A 20,065-nucleotide genomic window follows, 5' to 3' on the forward strand; every position below is an offset into this window, starting at 1 on the left:
CCTGGCTGCAGGCCGCCCCCCCGGCGCCCGGGAGCGAGGCCCGGGGGACGGCGGCCCTTCGTCCGTCAGGCCGGCCGCCGGCCGTGGTTCGCCCGGCGTTTCCTCACCCGCCACTTCCGCTTGCGTGTGCGCTTGGACACGGCTTCCCCTTCGACTCGGGACGTCCTTCCGTCGTAGCCGAGGACGGGCGCGCCGTCGAGAGGGTGCGCGGGCCGGGGCGCCGGCCGGAAAGGCGATCCCGGGTCGCGGCGGGAGTGCCGGACGCCGCGGCCCGGAAAGGATCTTCGCGGCACGCCCCAGGCACCCTAGTCGGCCCTTTCCTGGCGGCCTCCGATCACGCGCTGGCGCTCCGCCATCTCGCGCAGCTCGTCCGTGGACACGGGGGTGACGCCGTGGAGGCTGTGCACGGTGAAGCTGGCCAGGGTCCACCTGATCTCCTTGTCGCCGACATGGACGTGCTGGAGATCGTCCGGCCGAGGGCCAGGGTTGGGCAGGGGGGCGAGAGTCACCGGGTCGAAGACCACACCAGCGACGCCCCACAGCGGGCTGTACTCAACGAGCGCGACAACATGGCTTCGCCGGAGGGGCGGGCAGGTGTCGATCGCCTCAACCGCGCAGGGTGAATGCAGCGGAGGCGCCGTCGTGGTCTCGCCTTCGGCGATTGGGGTCTCGGCGCCAAGCAGGTAGAGAGTGCGATCGTCGGCTCCGTAGCTGAGCACCGTTTCGCCGCACACCGCACACAGGTCATACCGCATCGCGCGCTTCTGCCGGTGTGTGTTGATCCGGCGGAAGTCCGGCTCGCCCCTGCCCCGGGCGAGTCCGGAACGCACCCACAGCGCCTCGTAGCGGCGGTCTGTTACGGGCACTTCATCCGGGAAACCGATGCCTTCGCCGCCCCGGCCCGTGATGCGGATGACGGGCGGCTGGGAGACGGACTCGCTGGTCCACGCCGTGATGTAGGGGACGCGCTTGCCTCTCCAGAAGTGCTGTCTCACAGGTCCACCGGTCCTGGGGCGAGTACGGCGCGCACGGTCTTGCCGGTACCTTCGTGCGGCACGAACCGGGTGACCTGGGCGCCGAGGAAGGCGACCTGCCATAGACCCCGCCCCTTCTCGCCGCGTACGGCGGCCCTCGCGCACCGCGCGGGCCCTGTGGATGCGCGAGGAGGCGCGTTCGTCCCGCCGCTCGGCCTCGCCGTTGAGGGCGATGCTCACGAGCTGCATGAGGTGGCCACGGAGCCGCTGCCCCAGTTCCTCGATCTCTTCCTCGGCTGGGGGGACGGAGTCGAGGGCGTCCGCCACGTCGTCCAGCCAGGCGTCCCCGTCGTACGGGCCCCACTGCCGGATCTTGGCTAAGGCGTCGGCCAGATCCGCCGAGTCCAGCGGAGGCGTCCACGGCGGGGCCGCGGCTAAGGCGGTCACGGCTGTCCCTCCTCGGGGACCGGGAGACTGCACCAGGTCTCCGCGCCGGCGTCTTCGGTTCCCCAGTCGCCGCCGCTGCCTTTCGTGAGGGCGTCGACGAGCAGCAGGCCCCGGCCCCACTCGGCCGTGTCCTTGGGGTGCTGCGCGGTGCACGTGCCGGGCATGCCGTCTCGGACCCGGACGCTCAGGGCCCCGTCTTCCACGGTGATGCTCAGGCTGATCTCCGTGGTGCTGCTGTGCTGGAGGGCGTTGGTCAACAGCTCCGAGACGATCAGCATCACGTCGTCCGCCATCGACTCGAGGCCGCAGTATCGGAGCCGTGCGGCTGCGATCCGGCGCATGACCCCGACCCGGCATGCATCCTCTCGCCGGGGTGGTAATCCGTCCTGCGCGGGGGAGACCTTGAAGCGCTCGCTCATCACGTCCCCGCCGCGGCGGAGGAGGGCCGAGCGAGGTGTCCGTACGGCTGTCGTCGTCATCACGTCCTCTGGGGGCAGGAGGGAGCGAGCGGAATGGGCTTGCCGCGCCGCCTGCTGGCTCACGTGTAGTCAGATAACCGCCGTAGTGGGCCTGGTGTCGCTGCCGTATAGCCGGGAGCTGCGTGCAAGCCTCCTGCCGTTTTGACCGTCCCTTTACTCTTCGCTGCGGCCGGGGCCCCTAACTTTCTGTTATGCCGGGGACACGGAACGATGCACTCGCATCGTGGATGAAGAGGCACAAGCTGCCCGTCAAGGAGATGACATCCCTGGTCAACGAGGCCATCGACGACCTGACGGGCCATTACGGGACAGTCCACGAGAGGCACATCTACAAGCTGCTCAACGGCGAACACCGGTCACCCAACGCCCTTTTGAGGACGGTGCTGGAGAATGTGACAGGCCTCCCAGCCGCAGAGTTAGGCTTCGTTCCCCGGGGGAGTAAGAACTCAACCCGCCTCTCCCCAGCACCCGAGGACGACCCCTTGTATCGCCGCACTTTCATGGCCGCGGCCGCCGCCGCCGGAGCTTCGCTGACCGCGCCATCAGCCAAGCAGCGCCGGCTCGGATCAGCCGACGTGGACCGGATGAACGCCAAGCTGGCGGCCGTCGTCAGCATGGACAACAAGTACGGGGGAACCGAGGAGCTGCAACGGCATGCGGCCGCGCTCGCCAAGGAGACGGTAGACCTCCAGAACGACCACATCGCGTCCAGCCGTATCCGGTCCGAGCTGTACGGCGTCGCGGCAGCGTTCACGGCGAGCGCCATGTGGGCCGCTATCGACGGCCGACGCCTCACCGAGGCAGAGCCGTACCTCAACCGGGCGGTCACCCTCGCGGGCCTGGCCAACAACCGCCACGTGCTCTACCGCGTGTGGGGCCACGCCGGGATCATGTACCGGCACCTCGGCCGCCCCGCCGACGCCATCGCCGCGGCCGAGGCGGCACGGTCCCAGTCCATCACGCGCACCGATCCGCTGTACGCCTCCCTGGCCCTGGCGCGCATCGCGAGCTTCCACGCCGACAGGGGCGACGAACGCGGCGCTGAGCGGGCCATCGGTATGGCACAGACCAGCTTTGAGCGGGCCGACATGGGCAAGCACCGCCCCCCGTGGATGGGCTTCTTCGATCAGGCCGAGCTCGACAGTCTCGCCACCTTCGCCTACCTACGGCTCGGGAAGTGGGAGGAGGCCGAGCGTTACGCGCACCGATGCCTCGCCGGCCTGCGGCCCGGCCTTGAGCGAAACCGCGCCCTGACGTACGCCAACCTGGCCCTAGCTCAGCTCGGCCAGGGCGACATCGAGCCAGCCGTCGCCACGGCCCGGACGGTACCTGCGCCGATGGCTGGGCACGGCCGCGTGAACATGCTCCTGAACGACTTCACCACCCGACTCACAGCCGTGGCGCCGCGCAGCTCGGAAACGAGCGCGTGGCTCGAACATCGGAGGGCAGCCGCATGAACGGCACCATCGCCTACCGGCGCACCATAGACGTGGCGGAGGTACGTCAGCTCATCCTCGACATCCATGTGGAAGTGCGCGGAGAGTTCGGGCTGATGGATCGGCCGTTCTACCAGCGCGAGCGGTTCGACGAGCGGCTGAAGGCGTACTCGTCCCGCCCCGGGTGGGAGGCCGTCATCGGGTACCACGACGAGGAGCCGGTCGGGTATGTGTTCGCCGTGCCCCTCGGCGAGAACACCGGCTGGTGGGCGGCGGAGAAGGAACCGCTCCCCGAGGAGTACGTGAAGGAAGACGGCAGGCGGACCCTCGCCCTCAACGAGATCCTTGTGCGTCGGCCGTGGCGGGGAGCCCACGGCCAGGGCGCGGCCCGAGCCCTCCATGAGGAGCTGCTGTCTCAGCGCCGGGAACAGCGCGTCACACTGCTGGTCAATCCGGCTCTCTCAGACGGACGCCTCAAGGCCGTTTACGAGTCCTGGGGGTACAAGCAGATCGGCAGTCAGCAACCCTTCGATGACTCGCCCGTCTTCGCCACGATGATGCGGGACCCTCTCCGCCAGTAACCGAGGCTCCACCGCCGAAGGGAACACGAGGAGACCGCGACGCTACTCCTCATGGAGGGTGTGATGCTCCACCGGTTCCCGGCGTACATGGTGCCGCGGCTGCGGATGTGCCCTTGGACAGAGGCCGTCATCAACCTGGACCAGGCCCAGGCTCTCGTCCGATCAGCGGCCACGCCGATCAGACCCAAACGGCGCTACTTGATCGGGTGGGCCTGTCGCACGAGAAGGTCCGCTACCGGCTCGCCCAGCACGACGCGGGCAAGGGCGAGTCGACCGCAGAGACCTAGGAGCGTCCGATCGGTGCCAGGACCGCCTTCGTGAGCGAGGCCAGGTCCGCGGGCGCCAGCTCCACCTCGAGCCCGCGCCGGCCCGCCGAGACGCAGATCGTCGGGTGTGCGGAGGCCGAGGAGTCCAGTACGGTACGCAGGCGCCTGCGCTGCCCCAGCGGTGAGATGCCGCCCCGGACATAGCCGGTGGTGCGCTCCGCCGCCGCCGGATCGGCCATCGCCGCGCGCTTGCCGCCGACGGCCGCGGCCAGCGCCTTGAGGTCCAGTTGTCCCGCGACGGGCACGACGGCGACCGTCAGCTCGCCGTCCACGTCGGCGACGAGCGTCTTGAACACCCGCTCCGGCACCACGCCCATGGCCCGCACCGCCTCCTCCCCGTAGGAGGCGGAGGCAGGGTCGTGCTCGTACGCGTGCACGGTGAAGGCCGTGCCCGCTGCCGTCAGGGCCACCGTCGCCGGTGTCCCGCCCTGCTGCCTGCCGGCCTGTCGTCCTGCGGCCTTCCTCGCCAAGGTCCTTCTCCCTCTCCCGTTCGGTCCGGCCTGTTCGGTCCGGTTCGGCAGTCCCGTTCGGCCCTGTTCGGCCCCGTTCGGTACGGTTGGGTCCGGTTCGGTAGTCCGGTTCAGTTCGGGCTCATCGGCGACCGTGTCAGATCGGTCGCCGGCAGCGACGGCAGATGCCGTATCACCGCGGTCTCGGAGCGCAGCAGCTTCAGTTCCTCGCGCAGCCGGGTCGCCGTGTCCGGAGCCTGCAGCAGCCGCTGCTTCGACGGCGTGTCGAGTACGGCGGCCGCGGCCACCAGATACGAGACCACCGACGGCTCGTCGGGCAGCTCCGAGGCGGTGGAGAGCGACCGCTCCCGCGCTCCCGCCAGCCGCTTCTGGTAGTTGCGGAAGGCCCGCAGCACGCCCTCGGCGAGTGTGCCGGCGCCCTCGCCCGGCTCCTCCGGGATCTCCTCGACTTCGGCGGTCAGGAACGGGCCGCCGGCGTCGACCGAGCGCAGTGCGACCCGGGTCGTGCCGGTGGCCAGCACCTCGAAGCTGCCGTCGGCGCGTTCCCGGATGGTCGCGGCGTCGGCGATGCAGCCGACGTGGTGGAACGCCTGGATCGGGTCCGGGCCGAACCCGGCGGCCGGGCCCTTCTCGGGCCGGGAGGTCTGGTCGGGCATCCCCGGCGCGGTCGGCGCCACCTCGCGGCCGTCGCGGATGGCGACCACGGCGAAACGGCGGGGCTCGGACTCGTCGGTCTTCAACAGCTCCCGCATCATGGCGCGATAACGCTCCTCGAAGACGTTGAGGGGCAGTACGAGGCCGGGGAAAAGCACCGTGTTGAGCGGAAACAGCGGCAGGCGAGCGGTGGTCACAGCGGTCAAGCGTAATGGTCGCCCGGCACGGCGTGTCCGGCCACCCGCCCGCGGCGCGCGCCCGCGACCGCGGCACGGGCGCGGCGGGCGCGGCGGGCGCGGCGGAGCGGCGTCGATGACGCCACCTCGATCCGGACACCGTCGCGCGCATCCAGGAACCGGCCCAGCGGATCATCCGTCACCCGCTCCCACGGGAACGAGGTGGCATGCGGGCCGATCACGCGGAACTGCTCCAGGGCCTCGTGCCAGCGGCCCCGGGCGATCAGCAGGTACACCAGGAGGTTGCGGATCTCGGCGGCCCACGGATCGCCGTCCCGGAAGCGGGCCGACAGCTCTGCCGCCCGGTCGGCCGCCGCGTCGATCCGGTCCGGTCCGGCGGCCGTGACGGCCCCCTCGAGCAGCGGCGTCAGTGCCGCCTGCGCCGGCAGGGCCCGCACCAGTGAGCCGGGCGGGGAGTCCTCCGCCGCGCGCTCGGCGAAGTCGAGGCCCTCCCGGTGCGAGCCGCGCCAGAGCGCCGACAGGTACCGGAGCGCGGCCAGATGGCAGCCGTAGTGGAGCGAGGAGCGGCGGACCGCCTGTTCCCACAGCGCCTCGAAGGCCGTGTGCCCGGTGCGCGCGCCGCGCGCGTGGTCCAGGGCCAGCCGCCAGGGCACCGGATCGAGCGGATCGGCCTCGGCCGCGGCGGAGACCAGCGGTCCGGCCGCGCGCAGCCGCTCGGCCCTCGCGGGTGTCCCCCAGGCCCTTCGCACCTCGAGTTCGGCCCGTACCAGCAGGGCGTCGGGATCGTGCGGGGAGGCGGCGAGCCAGCCGGCGAGCCAGCCGTCCCGGTGGTACGCGAACGCCGCCAGCCGTATGACGTAGCGGTCGCGGTTCTCCCACTCGGCCGCGCCCCGCGTGGTGGCGAGGAGCTCGGCGGCCGGCTCGTGGTCGCCGAGCGCGGCGGCCACGAGGGCCGGGCCGAGCTCCCCGTCCGGGGCGTCGAGCAGGACCGTGTCGTCCGGGGGCAGACCGTCGGCGAGCCTCGGGGTGCCCCGGACGATACGGGCGGTGCCGATCAGGGCGCGTAGCAGAGACATGGTGCGGACCATTGAAAACCGCAGGTCCGGGCCGCGCCAGAGGGCATCTGTGAAGTTTTGGTGGCAGGCGGGATGGTTGTCCTCGCTCGGGTAAAGAAAACGCAAAGAGAGGGGCGCTTGCACCCCGAGGGGGCGCGCGGCGGCCCATGGCGAACGCCCCTGCGCGCCCTGTCCTCGCCCTCCGGCCCCGTGGGTGCACCGCCCGGGGCCATGGCGCTCGAAGCGCTGCCCCGGCCCCGGCGCAGTGGGCCTGCCCGGCCGGTTCGGCATCGCCGAGGACACGCCTGCCCGTCCGGCCCGGGCGTGGCGCCGGGGCGCGCCGCCTGACGCGCCGCCGGCCAGCCCTAGCTCCGCCTGAGCAGCCGGGACGCGCCCGCGGCCACCGTCGTGGCGAGTATCCACCCCAGCAGTACCAGCGCCGCGGCGAGCCACTGCCAGTGGCTCTCCAGCCGCCAGTGGCCGTCCTGCCCGAGGTGGATCACCGGCAGAAGGAGATCGAGGGCGTAGAGCGAGGGGTTCCACTCGGGCTGCTCGCCCGGCTTCAGCGCCTCGGGTGCGGAGCGGGAGAAGGCCAGTGCACCGGCCGCCCAGAGCACCGCCATCCACAGGGCGGCACGGCCGGGGCGGTAGCCGTACGCCACCGTCCAGTCCTGGACGTAGCCCCAGAGCTTCGCGGCGAGCGGCAGCGTCTCCCGGCGGCGGCGCTGCTTGGCGAGGAGCACCTCCCGGGCGTCGGCGTCCTCACCGCTGGCGCGCAGCACGGTCGCCAGCCGTTCGTAGGGCTCGGGCTGGTACTCGGGGGTGGCGGCCGCGACCCACTCCAGCCGCCGCGACAGCGGGAAGCGGCTGTAGGGCACGAGGTTCTCGTAGGCGAAGCCGCCCATCGCCAGCCCGCCCGGCCCCGGCCAGCTCGTGGACAGGTCGATGAGCGTGACGACCCTCGCGCCGCTCAGCACCACACGGCCCTGCTCCGGCCGTTCCGCGGTGAAGCGGAGCTCGGGGGTGACGATCCGGCGCAGTGACAGCTCCTCCCGGCGCGCCCCCGACAGCACGAACCGGGCGTGGTGGAGGTCGACGGCGTCGCCGAAGCGGCCGTCGTCCAGCCGCACCGCGCCGTGGCACTCGAAGCGCTGCTCCCGACTGTCGGCCCCCTGCCCCGGCGTGTCGAAGGGGAGGCCGAACGGGGGAGTGGCGCCCTGGTCGCCGGCGGAGTCCACCCAGGCCCTGGTGAGATACAGCGAGCGCTCCACCGTCAACTGGGGGGCGTTGAGGGCGCGCCGGCCCTCGACCGCCCGCAGCCGGCTGCCGCGCAGGCTCAGCGACACGCCGACCTTCGCGCCCCGCAGACTGACCTCCCCGTACGTCTCGATCAGCTCGGCCTGGAGATCCTGCGCCACGGACAGGCCGTCCGCGGTGATGGCCCGGCCGAGCCGGTCCGGCCGCACCCGGATCTGGTTGATCAGCAGATCCGTGCCTATCTGGGCGTCCGTGAGCCGTATCCCGTGCTCGACGCGGCAGCGCGGCAGATGGAGATCGCCCTCGGTGTGCAGCCGGGCGGCCTCCAGCCGCGGTATCGCGCAGGCCACCAGCCGCAGCGTGGAGAACCGCGACTCCGGCAGCGTCAGCTCGCGTTCGAAACGGCACCCGGTCAGCTCGACGTACGGGCCGATCGTGCCGCCCGCGAGGGTGAGGTTTCCCGTCACGTACGCACCCAGCAGCTTCAGCGCGCAAACCCGCCCCGGGCGCGCGGGCGGGCCGCTGAGCAGCAGCCGCGCGATCACGTCCGCGCGCACGCTGCGCCCGGGGCCCCACTCCAGTTCCGAGAAGGGATCGTTCAGCAGCGGATCGCCGTCGCGAAGGTCGCAGGCCATCCCGTACTCGAACGAGGTCCACATCGTGCGTTCCGCGGTGCTGAGATCGTTGGGCATGTCGACGCCCTGGGGCTCGGTCAATGCCGCTCCCTCGCTTTCGCCCGGTCCGTCCACCCGGTCCCGTACTGCCGTTCTTCCCGCTGGGTAACCTGCTGAACACGCGTGGTCACGGCCGTCGCCCGCGTCGTGCGGGGCGCAGCTGCCGCCCGGGACTTCGGGGGCGGGCGGGGAGGCGGGTGCGCTCACCGCCGGTGACCGTCCGGCGGGGTGGCCGGTGACCGCCCGACGGGTGGGCGCGTATCAGTCGGTGATACGGACGGCGGGTCCGCGGATCGGGTCTGAGAGAATTGAGTCGTGATCTCTCGTATCGACCTCCGCGGCGACGCCCTCCCCGAGGGCGCCGCGCTGCGCGACCTGCTGCCCCGTGCCGAGTTCGACGTGGCGGCCGCCCTGGAGAAGGTGCGGCCCATCTGCGAGGACGTGCATCATCGCGGGACGGCGGCGCTGATCGAGTACGCGGAGCGGTTCGACGGCGTCACGCTGGACCGGGTGCGGGTGCCGGAGAAGGCCCTGGTGGAGGCGCTGGAGCAGCTCGACCCCGCTGTCCGGGAGGCCCTGGAGGAGTCCGTCCGCCGGGCGCGGACCGTGCACCGCGCCCAGCGCCGCGAGACCCGCATCACCCAGGTCGTGCCGGGTGGCACGGTGACCGAGAAGTGGGTTCCGGTCGGACGCGTCGGGCTGTACGCGCCGGGCGGCCGGTCGGTCTACCCCTCGTCCGTGATCATGAACGCCGTGCCGGCGCAGGAGGCCGGTGTCGCGTCCGTGGCGCTCGCCTCACCGCCGCAGAAGGAGTTCGGCGGACTGCCCCACCCGACCATCCTCGCCGCCTGCGCGCTGCTCGGTGTCGAGGAGGTGTACGCCGTGGGCGGTGCCCAGGCCGTCGCGATGTTCGCCTACGGCACGTCGGGGCCCGACGGGTGCGCGCCCGCGAACATGGTGACCGGTCCCGGCAACGTCTGGGTGGCCGCCGCCAAGCGCTACTTCACCGGCCGCATCGGCATCGACACCGAGGCGGGCCCGACGGAGATCGCGGTACTCGCCGACGCCACAGCCGACCCCGCCCATGTCGCCGCCGACCTCATCAGCCAGGCCGAGCACGACCCGCTGGCCGCCGCCGTGCTGGTCACCGACTCCCCCGAGCTCGCGGACGCGGTCGAGGGTGAGCTGGCGCCGCAGATCGCCGCCACCAAGCACGTCGCGGACCGGATCGTCCCGGCCCTCTCCGGGCGGCAGTCCGCGATCGTCCTGGTCGACGGCATCGACGAGGGCCTGCGCGTCGTCGACGCGTACGGTGCCGAGCACCTGGAGATCCAGACCGCCGACGCGGCCGCGGTGGCCGGCCGGGTCCGCAACGCGGGCGCGATCTTCGTCGGTCCCTGGGCGCCGGTCTCCCTCGGCGACTACTGCGCGGGCTCCAACCACGTGCTGCCGACCGGCGGCTGCGCCTGCCACTCCTCCGGGTTGTCCGTCCAGTCCTTCCTGCGCGGCATCCACATCGTCGACTACACCCGCGAGGCGCTCGCCGACGTCGCCCACCACGTGGTGACCCTCGCCGAAGCGGAGGACCTCCCGGCGCACGGCGCCGCGGTGAAGGCGCGTTTCGGCGGAGCCGGACAGGACGGGCGGGGTACCGGAGGCGGACCGTACGGGCCCGGTGCCGGCGAACCGGACAAGCACAGCGACTGGAAGGTGCCCCCGAGCAAGTGAGCACGACCGACATCGGCATCGACGATCTGCCCATCCGCGAGGAGCTTCGCGGCACGTCGCCGTACGGAGCGCCGCAGCTGGACGTGCCCGTGCAGCTGAACACCAACGAGAACCCGTACCCGCTGCCCGAGGCGCTCGTCGAGCGGATCACCGAACGGGTGCGCGACGCCGCGCGCGGCCTCAACCGCTACCCGGACCGGGACGCGGTCGAGCTGCGCACCGAGCTGGCGCGGTACCTCACCCGCACCGGGAAGCACCCGGTCGGCCCGGAGAACGTGTGGGCGGCCAACGGCTCCAACGAGGTCATCCAGCAGCTGCTGCAGACCTTCGGCGGGCCCGGGCGTACCGCCATCGGCTTCGAGCCGTCGTATTCGATGCACCCGCTGATCGCACGCGGCACCGGCACCGGCTGGGTCTCCGGCCCGCGCCGCGACGACTTCACCATCGACGAGCAGGCGGCGGTCGAGGCGATCGCCGGGCACCGGCCCGATGTCGTCTTCGTCACCTCGCCCAACAACCCCACCGGCACCGCCGTCGCCCCGGAGACGGTCATCGCGCTGTACGACGCCGCCCAGCGGGCGAGGGCGGACACGGCGGGTGCGCTCGTCGTCGTGGACGAGGCGTATGTCGAGTTCAGCCACCGCCCCTCCCTGCTCCCGCTGCTGGAGGGCCGGCCGAACCTCGTGGTCTCGCGCACCATGTCCAAGGCCTTCGGCGCCGCGGGACTGCGCCTGGGCTATCTGGCCGCGCACCGCGCCGTGGTCGACGCCCTGCAGCTGGTGAGGCTCCCGTACCACCTCTCGGCCGTCACCCAGGCCACCGCGCTGGCCGCCCTGGAGCACACCGACACGCTGCTGACGTACGTGGAGCAGCTCAAGGCGGAGCGGGACCGGCTGGTCGCCGGGCTGCGTGGACTGGGCTACGAGGTGACCGACTCCGACGCCAACTTCGTCCAGTTCGGGCGGTTCGACGGCGAGGGGGGCGCCCACGCCGCCTGGCGGCAGATCCTCGACCGGGGCGTGCTGGTCCGTGACAACGGCGTACCGGGCCGGCTGCGGGTGACCGCGGGCACCCCCGAAGAGAACGACGCGTTCCTCGATGCGGTGCGCGCACTGAAGAGTTCCGTGGGGGACACCCCCACACCCCCGAAGGAGCAGAAGCGATGAGCCGCGTAGGACGCGTCGAGCGGACCACCAAGGAGACGTCCGTCGTCGTCGAGATCGATCTCGACGGCACCGGGAAGGTCGACGTGTCGACCGGGGTCGGCTTCTTCGACCACATGCTGGACCAGCTCGGCCGCCACGGTCTGTTCGACCTCACCGTCAAGACCGACGGCGATCTGCACATCGACAGCCACCACACCATCGAGGACACCGCGCTCGCGCTGGGTGCCGCCTTCAAGCAGGCCCTCGGCGACAAGGTCGGGATCCACCGCTTCGGCAACTGCACCGTGCCGCTGGACGAGTCGCTCGCCCAGGTGACGGTCGACCTCTCCGGCCGCCCCTACCTGGTGCACACCGAGCCGGACAACATGGCGCCGATGATCGGCGCATACGACACCACCATGACCCGGCACATCCTGGAGTCCTTCGTGGCCCAGGCGCAGATCGCGCTGCACGTGCACGTCCCGTACGGACGCAACGCCCACCACATCGTGGAGTGCCAGTTCAAGGCGCTGGCGCGGGCGCTGCGCCATGCCTCGGAGCGCGACCCGCGCGCTGCCGGGATCCTGCCGTCCACGAAGGGTGCCCTGTAGCCGTGAACGGTGTCTCCACGGTGCTGATCGTCGTCGGGCTCTTCCTGGTCGGCGGCATCATCTCCTTCGCCAGGCAGCAGATGCCCAAGGGCGTCATCGTGCTGCTGTCCGCCGCGGCCGCGATGTGCCTGGCCGCCGGCGCCCTGCGACTGGACGTGTGGTCATGAGCGGACGGAAGAGCGTCGTCGTCTTCGACTACGGTTTCGGCAACGTCCGCTCCGCCGAGCGGGCCCTCGCCCGGGTCGGCGCGGACGTCGAGATCACCCGCGACTTCGACGCGGCCATGAACGCCGACGGGCTGCTGGTGCCCGGCGTCGGCGCCTTCTCCGCCTGTATGGCCGGGCTGCGGCAGGCCCGCGGCGACTGGGTCGTCGGCCGCAGGCTCTCCGGCGGCCGCCCCGTCCTGGGCATCTGCGTCGGCATGCAGATCCTCTTCGAGCGCGGTATCGAGCACGGAGTCGAGACGGAGGGACTCGACGAGTGGCCCGGCGTCGTCGGCCCGCTGGACGCCCCGGTCGTGCCGCACATGGGCTGGAACACCGTCAAGGCCCCTGGGGACTCGGAGATGTTCGCCGGGCTCGACTCCGGGGCCCGCTTCTACTTCGTGCACTCCTACGCGGTGCGCGAGTGGGACTTCGAAGTGACGAGCGCGGCGATGGCCGCCCCGAAGGTCACCTGGGCCACCCACGGCGAGCCCTTCGTCGCGGCCGTCGAGAACGGCGCGCTGTGGGCGACCCAGTTCCACCCCGAGAAGTCCGGCGACGCCGGAGCCCAGCTGCTCACCAACTGGATCGAGAACCTCTGATCATGGCTCAGAAGCTTGAACTCCTCCCCGCCGTCGATGTCCGCGGCGGCCGCGCCGTCCGCCTCGTCCACGGCGAGTCCGGCACGGAGACCTCCTACGGATCACCGCTGGAGGCCGCCCTCACCTGGCAGCGCGCGGGCGCCGAGTGGCTGCATCTGGTCGATCTGGACGCCGCCTTCGGCACCGGCGACAACCGGGAGCTGGTCGCCGAGGTGGCCGGGGCCATGGACCTCAAGGTCGAGCTGTCCGGCGGCATCCGCGACGACGCCTCGCTCGCCGCCGCCCTCGCCACCGGCTGCACCCGGGTCAACCTCGGCACCGCCGCCCTGGAGACACCGGAGTGGGTCGCCGAGGTCATCGCCGAGCACGGCGAGAAGATCGCGGTGGGTCTTGACGTACGGGGCACCACCCTGCGCGGCCGCGGCTGGACCCGCGACGGGGGCGACCTCTACGAGACCCTGGCCCGGCTCGACTCCGAGGGCTGCGCCCGGTACGTCGTGACCGACATCGCCAAGGACGGCACGCTGCAGGGACCCAACCTGGGCCTGCTGCGCGACGTCTGCGCCGCCACCGACAGGCCGGTCGTCGCCTCCGGCGGCGTCTCCAGCCTCGACGACCTGCGGGCGCTCGCCGGACTCGTCCCGCTGGGCGTCGAGGGCGCGATCGTCGGCAAGGCGCTCTACGCCGAGGCGTTCACCCTGGAGGAGGCACTGGAGGCGGTGTCCCGGTGAGCGGCGAGATCCGGCGCGTCGGCTCCGCGGGCCCCTGGGAGGACGCCTTCGGGTACTCCCGGGCGGTCGAGCTGCCGAACGGCCTGGTGCTGGTCTCCGGCTGCACATCGGTCGTCGACGGCGCGGTCGTCGACGGCGGCCCCTACGACCAGGCCGTCAACTCCTTCCACGTGGCACTGGGCGCGCTGAAGCGACTCGGTCTGGGCGGCGAACATGTCGTGCGCACCCGTATGTACCTCACACATGCCCGGGATGTCGACGAGGTGGGCCGGGCCCACAAGGAACTGTTCGGCGCCGTGCGCCCGGCCGCGTCGATGCTCATCGTCTCGGGCTTCGTCGACCCCCGGCTGGTCGTCGAGGTCGAGGTCGAGGCGTACCGGGGAGGGGCCGCATGACCCTCGCCGTCCGAGTCATCCCCTGCCTGGACGTGGACGCGGGCCGGGTCGTCAAGGGCGTCAACTTCCGGAACCTGCGCGATGCCGGCGACCCCGTCGAGATGGCGAGGCTGTACGACGCGGAAGGCGCCGACGAGCTGACGTTCCTCGACATCACGGCCTCCTCGGGCGACCGGGAGACCACCTACGACGTGGTGCGCCGCACCGCCGAGCAGGTCTTCATCCCGCTCACCGTCGGCGGCGGGGTCCGCTCCGCGGACGATGTCGACAAGCTGCTGCGGGCCGGCGCCGACAAGGTCGGCGTCAACACGGCGGCCATCGCGCGGCCCGAGCTGATCCGCGAGATCGCCGAGCGCTTCGGCCGCCAGGTGCTGGTGCTGTCCGTCGACGCCCGCCGCACCCCTGAGGGCACCTCCACGCCGTCCGGCTACGAGGTCACCACCCACGGCGGCCGCCGGGGCACCGGCATCGACGCCGTCGAATGGGCCCACCGCGCCGCCGAGCTGGGCGCGGGCGAGATCCTGCTCAACTCGATGGACGCGGACGGCACCAAGGACGGCTACGACACCGGGATGATCGAGGCCGTCCGCGGGCATGTCACGGTCCCGGTGATCGCCTCCGGCGGGGCGGGCAGGCTGGGCGACTTCGCCCCCGCCGTCGCGGCCGGAGCGGACGCGGTGCTCGCCGCGTCCGTCTTCCACTTCGGCGATCTGCGCATCTCGCAGGTCAAGCAGTCGCTGCGGGAGGCGGGTCACCCCGTCCGCTGAGCCCCGTCGCCGCCGCCTCGCCCCTGCGGGTACGCGGCCGCCGGCCGGGCGGACTCCGCCGCCGAGCGGCTCGCGGCCGCCGCCGCGACGGCCCGGGGCGAGGACGCCCCGGAGGGCGGTCCCGCCCGGACACCGCGGAGACGGGGCCGCCGAGACCCCTCGTCCCGGGCACCCCGCGCCCCGGGGCGCGTGAGCCGGCGTCCCCGGGAGCCGGCGTCCCCGGGAGCCGGCGGGGCGCGGCCGCCGGCCGCTGCCACGGGCGCGGCGTCACCCGGCGGCGGCGCGGCGGCCGCCGAGGGCAGCCCCGGTCCGGGCGCGCGGTGCCGATCCGAGAAGGGCGCGGCGGCCGCCACCGGCCGGGCACCCGGTCGCGGTGACCGGGTACCCGTGCCACCGCGCGGGGCGACGGCCCGGTACGGCGGGGCGGCGGCCCGGTACGGCGGGGCGGCGGCCCGGTACGGCGGGGCGGCGGCCCGCTACCGCGGGACCCCGCCGGGGTGGCGCAGGCGTGGGCCGCGGTGGTTGCAGGGGCCCGGCGCGATCCGGAAGGCGCGTCCCGGCGGCAGCGCCGACGGCGGCCGCGTCCGACCCGGCTCAGCCCATCCCGAGCTGGGTCCTGCCCACCCGGTCGACCGCCTCCTTGTCGCCCTCCACCTCCACCTGCGCCGCGTCCTGCCGGCCGAAGGCGTACATGGTCAGCTCGCCGGGCTCACCGGTCACCGTCACCACCGGGGCACCGCGGTGCGCCACCGCCGTCTGGCCGTCGGGGCGCCGCAGCACCAGTCCCACCGGCGCCTTGCGGCCCAGCAGCCGGGCGGACCTCTCCAGCCTGGACCACAGCGCGTCCGCGAAGACCGGGTCCAGCTCCCGCGGCGTCCAGCCGGGCTGCGCCCGCCGCACGTCCTCGGCGTGCACATAGAACTCGACCGTGTTCGAGGCCTCGTCCACCTGCTTGATCGCGAACGGTGACATCTTCGGCGGGCCCGTGCGGATCAGCCGGATCAGCTCCTCGTAGGGCTTGGCGGCGAACTCGGCCTGCACCCGGTCCAGCCGGCTCCTCAGGGGACCCAGCACGATCCCCGCGGCCTCCGGGCGCCGTTCGCGCACCACGATGTGCGCCGCGAGATCCCGGGTGTTCCATCCCCCGCACAGCGTCGGGGCGTCCGGGCCCGCCGCCTCCAGCAGGTCGGCGAGCAGTAGCCGTTCGCGCTTCGCATGGGTCGACATGGCGGCCAGCCTACGACCGGCGCGCCGCCTCCGCCCAGTGGAGGCGTTTCGGCCACGGCCGGGCCGGGCGGCACAATGGCGGCATGTCCAGCACCTCCAGCGCACTCGACCCCGCCATCGCCGCCCGGCTCAAGCGCAGCGCCGACGGCCTGGTCCCGGCCATCGCCCAGCAGTACGACACCGGAGAGGTGCTGATGCTCGGCTGGATGGACGACGAGGCACTGCACCGCACCCTCACCACAGGACGCGCCACCTACTGGTCCCGCAGCCGCCGGGAGTACTGGGTCAAGGGCGACACCTCCGGTCACGTCCAGCACGTGAAGGCCGTCGCCCTCGACTGCGACGCGGACACCGTCCTGGTGAAGGTCGACCAGGTCGGGGCCGCCTGCCACACCGGCGACCGCACCTGCTTCGACCACGACGTCCTTCCCCTGGGCCGGTAGGGTCGTACGCCATGGATCTCGAGACCTTCCGCAAGCTGGCGGCCGACCGCCGCGTCATCCCCGTCAGCAGGCGCCTCCTCGCGGACGGCGACACCCCGGTCGGCCTCTACCGCAAGCTCGCCGGCGAGCGCCCCGGCACCTTCCTCCTCGAGTCCGCCGACGGCGGCGCCTCCCACACCGTGGGCGGCGGGGGCGGGGGCTCCTGGTCCCGCTACTCCTTCGTCGGCGTACGGTCCGCCGCCACCCTCACCGTCCGCGACGGGCAGGCGCACTGGCTGGGTACGCCTCCCGTGGGCGTCCCCGCGGAAGGCGACCCGCTGGGGGCCCTGCGGGCGACCCTCCAGGCCCTCCACACCCCCCGGCAGGACCTCGACGAGGGCATGCCGCCGTTCACCGGGGGCATGGTCGGCTACCTCGGGTACGACATCGTCCGCCGGCTGGAGCGGATCGGCGAGCACGGCCGGGACGATCTGCGGCTCCCCGAGCTGACCATGCTGCTCACCTCCGACCTCGCCGTCCTCGACCACTGGGACGGATCCGTGCTCTTGATCGCCAACGCGATCAACCACAACGACCTCGACACCGGAGTCGACGAGGCGTACGCGGACGCCGTCGCCCGCCTCGACGCCATGGAGGCCGACCTGGCCCGGCCCGTCGAGAGCCGGCCGCACGCGCTGCCGCCCTCCGAGCTGCCCCCGTACACCGGGCCGATGTGGAGCGGCGAGGAGTTCCGGGCGGCCGTCGAGGACGTCAAGGAGCGCATCCGCGCGGGCGAGGCCTTCCAGGTCGTGCCGTCGCAGCGGTTCGAGACCCCGTGCGAGGCCAGCGCCCTCGACGTCTACCGGGTGCTCCGGGCCACCAACCCCAGCCCGTACATGTACCTGCTGCGCTTCCCCCACGAGGACGGCGGTTTCGATGTCGTCGGCTCCAGCCCGGAGGCCCTGGTCAAGGTCGAGGACGGGCGCGCCATGCTGCACCCCATCGCCGGTACCCGCCCGCGCGGCGCCACCCCGCGCGAGGACCAGGCGCTCGCCGAGGAACTGCTCGCCGACCCCAAGGAGCGCGCTGAGCACCTGATGCTCGTCGACCTCGGCCGCAACGACCTGGGCCGGGTCTGCGAGCCCGGCTCCGTCGAGGTCGTCGACTTCATGTCGGTCGAGCGGTACTCGCATGTGATGCACATCGTCTCCACCGTGACGGGCCGGGTCGCCGAGGGCCGCACGGCCTTCGACGTGCTCACCGCCTGCTTCCCCGCCGGCACGCTCTCCGGCGCCCCCAAACCCCGGGCGATGCAGATCATCGAGGAGCTCGAGCCCTCGCGGCGCGGGCTGTACGGCGGCGCCGTCGGCTATCTCGACTTCGCAGGCGACTCCGACACCGCGATCGCCATCCGCACCGCGCTGCTCCGCGACGGCACCGCCCATGTGCAGGCCGGAGCCGGGGTCGTCGCCGACTCGGACCCGGCCGCCGAGGACATCGAGTGCCGCAACAAGGCGGCGGCGGTGCTGCGCGCGGTGCACACCGCGAACCGGCTCCGCGGCGGCGGGACGCGTGAGGGATAGTGGGGGCGTGACTGCCGTACCCGCAACCCACTCCGGCGCCGAGACCCAACCGGCGTCCCGGGCGGCCGCGCGCGGCCGGCGCAGCCTCGCGGCGGCCCTGCTCCTCGGCGCGGCCGGCGCCGCCGCGGTGCTGCTCGCCTCCGGGCAGACCTGGGCCGAGGGCACGGCCGCCGTCGGGGGCGGCAGCGTGCCGCTGGAAGCGGACGGCCGTGATGTCACCGGGCTCCCGGCGGCGCTCGCGGTCGTCGGGCTCGCCGCCCTCGTCGCCCTCTTCGCGGTCCGCCGGGCGGGGCGTGTGATCGTCTCCGCTCTGCTGGCGCTGAGCGGGGCCGGGGCGGCGGCCGCCGCCTTCCTCGGCGCCTCCGACGGTGCGGCGCTGGACGAGCGGGCCCGCCAGACCACGGGCGACACGGCGGCCGCCGCCGCCGGCCTCACCCACACCGCCTGGCCGTATGTCACCGGTCTCGCGGGACTGCTGATCCTGGCCGCCGGGCTGCTCGCCCTGCGGTACGGCACCTCGTGGCCCGCCATGTCCGGGCGCTACGAGCGCGAGGGCGGTGCGGCCCGCGGGGGCCGCCGCCCGGCCGCCGTCGACACCGTCGATACCGACCGGCCCGAGGAGCTGTGGAAGGCCCTCGATCGCGGTGAGGACCCTACAGGCGGCCGTTGAGGGGAGTCCCGTGTCGGTGACGTCGGTGACGTCGGTGACGTGAGTGACGTCGGTGAGAGGCGCTCGGCGGGTCCCGCCGGCGGCGACCGGAGGCCCCTCGCCGCCGGCCCCTGAGGAGAGCCGGGGCTGCCCAGACGCAGCCCTCCCCCGCGTGGTCCCCGCCTGGCCCCCGCCTGGCCCCCGTCGTCCGCCCCCTCGGCGCCCGCCCCCGACGGGACCCCGGCCGGCGTCCGGGGGAGGAGTCCCGCAGGCGACCCGGTGAGGCGCCGAGCAGAGGACGGGCGGCCGGTGGGCGGTCCCCTCGCGATCAGTGACGACCCCCACGTCCCGACAGCCCCACGGGTACGTGACAATGGAGCGGGACCAACCGGCCCACCACCCCCAGCGCTACACCCACGAGGAGCACTTCATGGCGGGCAGCAGCCACGGACACACCCCGGCCGCCTGGACCGGCGTCACCATCTCCTTCATCGGCTTCTGCATCGCGGGAGTCTTCATGGTGGCCGCAAACCCGCTCGGGTTCTGGGCCGGCATGGCCGTGGTCCTCGCCGGCGGGGTCGTCGGTGCCGCGATGAAGGCCGCCGGTCTCGGGCAGCAGGAGACGTCCGTGGCCGTTCCGGCCCGCACCCCGGCCGGGCAGCCGGTGGCGGCCGAGGCTGCGGCCTCCTGACCGAAAGCTCCCCTCTCCGCGGCGCGGCCCGGCGAGCCCGGGCTGCGCCGCGGACGGCCACCGTGGACAATCGCGGGGTGGAAGCCATGAACCGCGGGGCCGGGTCGCCTGCCGCCACCCCGGCGCCGGGACCGTCCGGTGCCCCCGGGCCCGCCGCCTCCACCGCGGCGGAACCGCCCCCTGCCGCGCCCGCTCCGGCCCCGGTGCCCGCGTCCGCCCACGCCGCGGCGGGGCCGCCTCCCGACGAGCCGGGGCCCTGGACCGGGCCGACGGACCCGCCCGGAGGAAACCCGGCAGGTCACCACCGGCCGTTCCCGCCGCCCGCGGTCGGCGCGCACCCGGACCGCCCTCCGCCCCGGCACCGCAGGCTCGCCGCGCCGTCGGCCGTGCTGGCCGCCGTCGCGGGGGCCTTCGCGTATGTCGGCGCCGTCGACCCCAACGAGCCCGGCCACTACCCCGTCTGCCCGCTGCTCCAGCTCACCGGCATCTACTGCCCCGGCTGCGGTGGGCTGCGCAGTGCCCATGCGTTCGTCCACGGCGAGCCGGGCACCGCCTTCGGCGCCAACGCACTCGCCGTCGCCGGATATCTGCTCTTCGCCGTGTTCTGGGTCGTCTGGCTCGTCCGCGCCGTCCGGGCGAAACCGGTGCGGATCACGCTCGGACCCGCCTGGTGGTGGGGCCTCGGCGCGGTCCTCGCCGGCTTCACGGTTGTCCGGAACCTGCCGTTCGGCTCGGGGCTCGCCCCCTGAGTCCCGAGCGGG

22 protein-coding genes are annotated in these 20,065 nt (G+C 73.3%); 15 read left to right on the forward strand and 7 right to left on the reverse strand.

Going from position 1 to position 20,065, the window contains the following annotated elements; genetic code table 11:
• Window positions 1–305 precede the first annotated feature (305 nt).
• Together SCWH03_RS06420 and SCWH03_RS06425 are read right to left on the reverse strand one after the other, a co-directional pair.
• A complete protein-coding gene (locus tag SCWH03_RS06420; protein WP_173263154.1) occupies window positions 306–1,421 on the reverse strand; it encodes a DUF6415 family natural product biosynthesis protein in 1,116 nt (371 codons plus the stop codon).
• Window positions 1,418–1,900: an ATP-binding protein gene (locus SCWH03_RS06425; protein WP_173263155.1), complete on the reverse strand. Its 483-nt coding sequence runs from the start codon at window positions 1,898–1,900 to the stop codon at window positions 1,418–1,420. The genes SCWH03_RS06420 and SCWH03_RS06425 overlap by 4 nt, the downstream gene beginning before the upstream one ends.
• 191 nt (window positions 1,901–2,091) lie before the next feature.
• Between SCWH03_RS06425 and SCWH03_RS06430 the strand changes: the two genes are divergently transcribed.
• A complete protein-coding gene (locus tag SCWH03_RS06430) occupies window positions 2,092–3,357 on the forward strand; it encodes an NsdA family TPR-like regulatory protein (RefSeq protein WP_503827449.1) in 1,266 nt (421 codons plus the stop codon).
• Complete coding sequence (locus tag SCWH03_RS06435) at window positions 3,354–3,917, forward strand: GNAT family N-acetyltransferase (protein ID WP_173263157.1); 564 nt, start codon at window positions 3,354–3,356, stop codon at window positions 3,915–3,917. Before SCWH03_RS06430 ends, SCWH03_RS06435 begins: the two co-directional genes overlap by 4 nt.
• A gap of 283 nt (window positions 3,918–4,200) precedes the next feature.
• Here SCWH03_RS06435 and ybaK read toward each other — a convergent pair whose 3' ends face one another.
• From ybaK to SCWH03_RS06455, 4 genes are all read right to left on the reverse strand, one after another.
• The gene (gene ybaK, locus SCWH03_RS06440; RefSeq protein ID WP_173263158.1) at window positions 4,201–4,713 is read right to left on the reverse strand and encodes a Cys-tRNA(Pro) deacylase; all 513 of its coding nucleotides are present in this window, start codon (window positions 4,711–4,713) and stop codon (window positions 4,201–4,203) included.
• A 110-nt stretch (window positions 4,714–4,823) separates the two neighbouring features.
• A complete protein-coding gene (locus SCWH03_RS06445) occupies window positions 4,824–5,564 on the reverse strand; it encodes an LON peptidase substrate-binding domain-containing protein (RefSeq protein WP_173263159.1) in 741 nt (246 codons plus the stop codon).
• 5 nt (window positions 5,565–5,569) lie between these two features.
• On the reverse strand, window positions 5,570–6,652 hold the full coding sequence (locus tag SCWH03_RS06450; protein WP_173263160.1) for a hypothetical protein: 1,083 nt from the start codon (window positions 6,650–6,652) through the stop codon (window positions 5,570–5,572).
• 332 nt (window positions 6,653–6,984) lie between these two features.
• Entirely contained in the window at window positions 6,985–8,592 is a 1,608-nt protein-coding gene (locus SCWH03_RS06455; RefSeq protein WP_173263161.1) for an oxidoreductase, read from the reverse strand.
• Between the two features lie 273 nt (window positions 8,593–8,865).
• Here SCWH03_RS06455 and hisD point away from each other — a divergent pair, with 273 nt between their 5' ends.
• Genes hisD through hisF form a run of 8 tightly spaced genes read left to right on the forward strand, consistent with a single transcriptional unit; the run spans window position 8,866 to window position 14,732 of the window.
• The gene (gene hisD / locus SCWH03_RS06460; RefSeq protein ID WP_254076595.1) at window positions 8,866–10,278 is read left to right on the forward strand and encodes a histidinol dehydrogenase; all 1,413 of its coding nucleotides are present in this window, start codon (window positions 8,866–8,868) and stop codon (window positions 10,276–10,278) included.
• Window positions 10,275–11,444, forward strand: a complete 1,170-nt coding sequence (locus tag SCWH03_RS06465) for a histidinol-phosphate transaminase (RefSeq protein ID WP_173263162.1) — start codon at window positions 10,275–10,277, stop codon at window positions 11,442–11,444. The genes hisD and SCWH03_RS06465 overlap by 4 nt, the downstream gene beginning before the upstream one ends.
• Entirely contained in the window at window positions 11,441–12,034 is a 594-nt protein-coding gene (gene hisB / locus SCWH03_RS06470) for an imidazoleglycerol-phosphate dehydratase HisB (protein WP_173263163.1), read from the forward strand. Before SCWH03_RS06465 ends, hisB begins: the two co-directional genes overlap by 4 nt.
• A 2-nt stretch (window positions 12,035–12,036) precedes the next feature.
• Window positions 12,037–12,201, forward strand: a complete 165-nt coding sequence (locus tag SCWH03_RS06475; RefSeq protein ID WP_173263164.1) for a CG2302 family histidine operon protein — start codon at window positions 12,037–12,039, stop codon at window positions 12,199–12,201.
• Complete coding sequence (gene hisH / locus SCWH03_RS06480) at window positions 12,198–12,839, forward strand: imidazole glycerol phosphate synthase subunit HisH (protein ID WP_173263165.1); 642 nt, start codon at window positions 12,198–12,200, stop codon at window positions 12,837–12,839. Before SCWH03_RS06475 ends, hisH begins: the two co-directional genes overlap by 4 nt.
• A 2-nt stretch (window positions 12,840–12,841) precedes the next feature.
• Complete coding sequence (gene priA / locus SCWH03_RS06485; protein ID WP_173263166.1) at window positions 12,842–13,570, forward strand: bifunctional 1-(5-phosphoribosyl)-5-((5-phosphoribosylamino)methylideneamino)imidazole-4-carboxamide isomerase/phosphoribosylanthranilate isomerase PriA; 729 nt, start codon at window positions 12,842–12,844, stop codon at window positions 13,568–13,570.
• On the forward strand, window positions 13,567–13,965 hold the full coding sequence (locus SCWH03_RS06490; protein ID WP_173263167.1) for a RidA family protein: 399 nt from the start codon (window positions 13,567–13,569) through the stop codon (window positions 13,963–13,965). Before priA ends, SCWH03_RS06490 begins: the two co-directional genes overlap by 4 nt.
• The gene (gene hisF, locus SCWH03_RS06495; protein WP_173263168.1) at window positions 13,962–14,732 is read left to right on the forward strand and encodes an imidazole glycerol phosphate synthase subunit HisF; all 771 of its coding nucleotides are present in this window, start codon (window positions 13,962–13,964) and stop codon (window positions 14,730–14,732) included. The genes SCWH03_RS06490 and hisF overlap by 4 nt, the downstream gene beginning before the upstream one ends.
• A 594-nt stretch (window positions 14,733–15,326) precedes the next feature.
• On the opposite strand, the gene SCWH03_RS06500 is transcribed toward hisF, so the two are convergent.
• Entirely contained in the window at window positions 15,327–15,959 is a 633-nt protein-coding gene (locus SCWH03_RS06500) for a TIGR03085 family metal-binding protein (RefSeq protein WP_173263169.1), read from the reverse strand.
• Window positions 15,960–16,042: 83 nt separating this feature from the next.
• Between SCWH03_RS06500 and hisI the strand changes: the two genes are divergently transcribed.
• From hisI to SCWH03_RS06525, 5 genes are all read left to right on the forward strand, one after another.
• Window positions 16,043–16,402, forward strand: coding sequence for a phosphoribosyl-AMP cyclohydrolase (gene hisI, locus SCWH03_RS06505; protein ID WP_173263170.1), 360 nt, complete (start codon window positions 16,043–16,045; stop codon window positions 16,400–16,402).
• A gap of 11 nt (window positions 16,403–16,413) precedes the next feature.
• Window positions 16,414–17,964, forward strand: a complete 1,551-nt coding sequence (locus tag SCWH03_RS06510; RefSeq protein ID WP_173263171.1) for an anthranilate synthase component I — start codon at window positions 16,414–16,416, stop codon at window positions 17,962–17,964.
• Window positions 17,965–17,971: 7 nt separating this feature from the next.
• The gene (locus SCWH03_RS06515) at window positions 17,972–18,634 is read left to right on the forward strand and encodes a TIGR02234 family membrane protein (RefSeq protein ID WP_173263172.1); all 663 of its coding nucleotides are present in this window, start codon (window positions 17,972–17,974) and stop codon (window positions 18,632–18,634) included.
• 409 nt (window positions 18,635–19,043) lie between these two features.
• Window positions 19,044–19,304: an HGxxPAAW family protein gene (locus SCWH03_RS06520; protein ID WP_173263368.1), complete on the forward strand. Its 261-nt coding sequence runs from the start codon at window positions 19,044–19,046 to the stop codon at window positions 19,302–19,304.
• A gap of 86 nt (window positions 19,305–19,390) precedes the next feature.
• Window positions 19,391–20,053 carry a DUF2752 domain-containing protein gene (locus SCWH03_RS06525; RefSeq protein ID WP_173263369.1) on the forward strand — a complete coding sequence of 221 codons (663 nt, stop codon included), beginning with the start codon at window positions 19,391–19,393 and terminating at the stop codon, window positions 20,051–20,053.
• The last annotated feature ends 12 nt before the right edge of the window (window positions 20,054–20,065 follow it).

Source organism: Streptomyces pacificus (genome assembly GCF_011766325.1).
GTDB classification, from domain to species: domain Bacteria; phylum Actinomycetota; class Actinomycetes; order Streptomycetales; family Streptomycetaceae; genus Streptomyces; species Streptomyces pacificus.

Bases quoted from the DNA above. Each gene is read 5' to 3' on its own strand.
- SCWH03_RS06425 (WP_173263155.1), bottom strand. From the start codon at position 1,900: ATGACGACGACAGCCGTACGGACACCTCGCTCGGCCCTCCTCCGCCGC.
- SCWH03_RS06430 (WP_503827449.1), top strand. From the start codon at position 2,092: ATGCCGGGGACACGGAACGATGCACTCGCATCGTGGATGAAGAGGCAC.
- SCWH03_RS06435 (WP_173263157.1), top strand. From the start codon at position 3,354: ATGAACGGCACCATCGCCTACCGGCGCACCATAGACGTGGCGGAGGTA.
- SCWH03_RS06450 (WP_173263160.1), bottom strand. From the start codon at position 6,652: ATGGTCCGCACCATGTCTCTGCTACGCGCCCTGATCGGCACCGCCCGT.
- hisB (WP_173263163.1), top strand. From the start codon at position 11,441: ATGAGCCGCGTAGGACGCGTCGAGCGGACCACCAAGGAGACGTCCGTC.
- hisH (WP_173263165.1), top strand. From the start codon at position 12,198: ATGAGCGGACGGAAGAGCGTCGTCGTCTTCGACTACGGTTTCGGCAAC.
- priA (WP_173263166.1), top strand. From the start codon at position 12,842: ATGGCTCAGAAGCTTGAACTCCTCCCCGCCGTCGATGTCCGCGGCGGC.
- hisF (WP_173263168.1), top strand. From the start codon at position 13,962: ATGACCCTCGCCGTCCGAGTCATCCCCTGCCTGGACGTGGACGCGGGC.
- SCWH03_RS06500 (WP_173263169.1), bottom strand. From the start codon at position 15,959: ATGTCGACCCATGCGAAGCGCGAACGGCTACTGCTCGCCGACCTGCTG.
- hisI (WP_173263170.1), top strand. From the start codon at position 16,043: ATGTCCAGCACCTCCAGCGCACTCGACCCCGCCATCGCCGCCCGGCTC.
- SCWH03_RS06510 (WP_173263171.1), top strand. From the start codon at position 16,414: ATGGATCTCGAGACCTTCCGCAAGCTGGCGGCCGACCGCCGCGTCATC.
- SCWH03_RS06520 (WP_173263368.1), top strand. From the start codon at position 19,044: ATGGCGGGCAGCAGCCACGGACACACCCCGGCCGCCTGGACCGGCGTC.
- SCWH03_RS06525 (WP_173263369.1), top strand. From the start codon at position 19,391: ATGAACCGCGGGGCCGGGTCGCCTGCCGCCACCCCGGCGCCGGGACCG.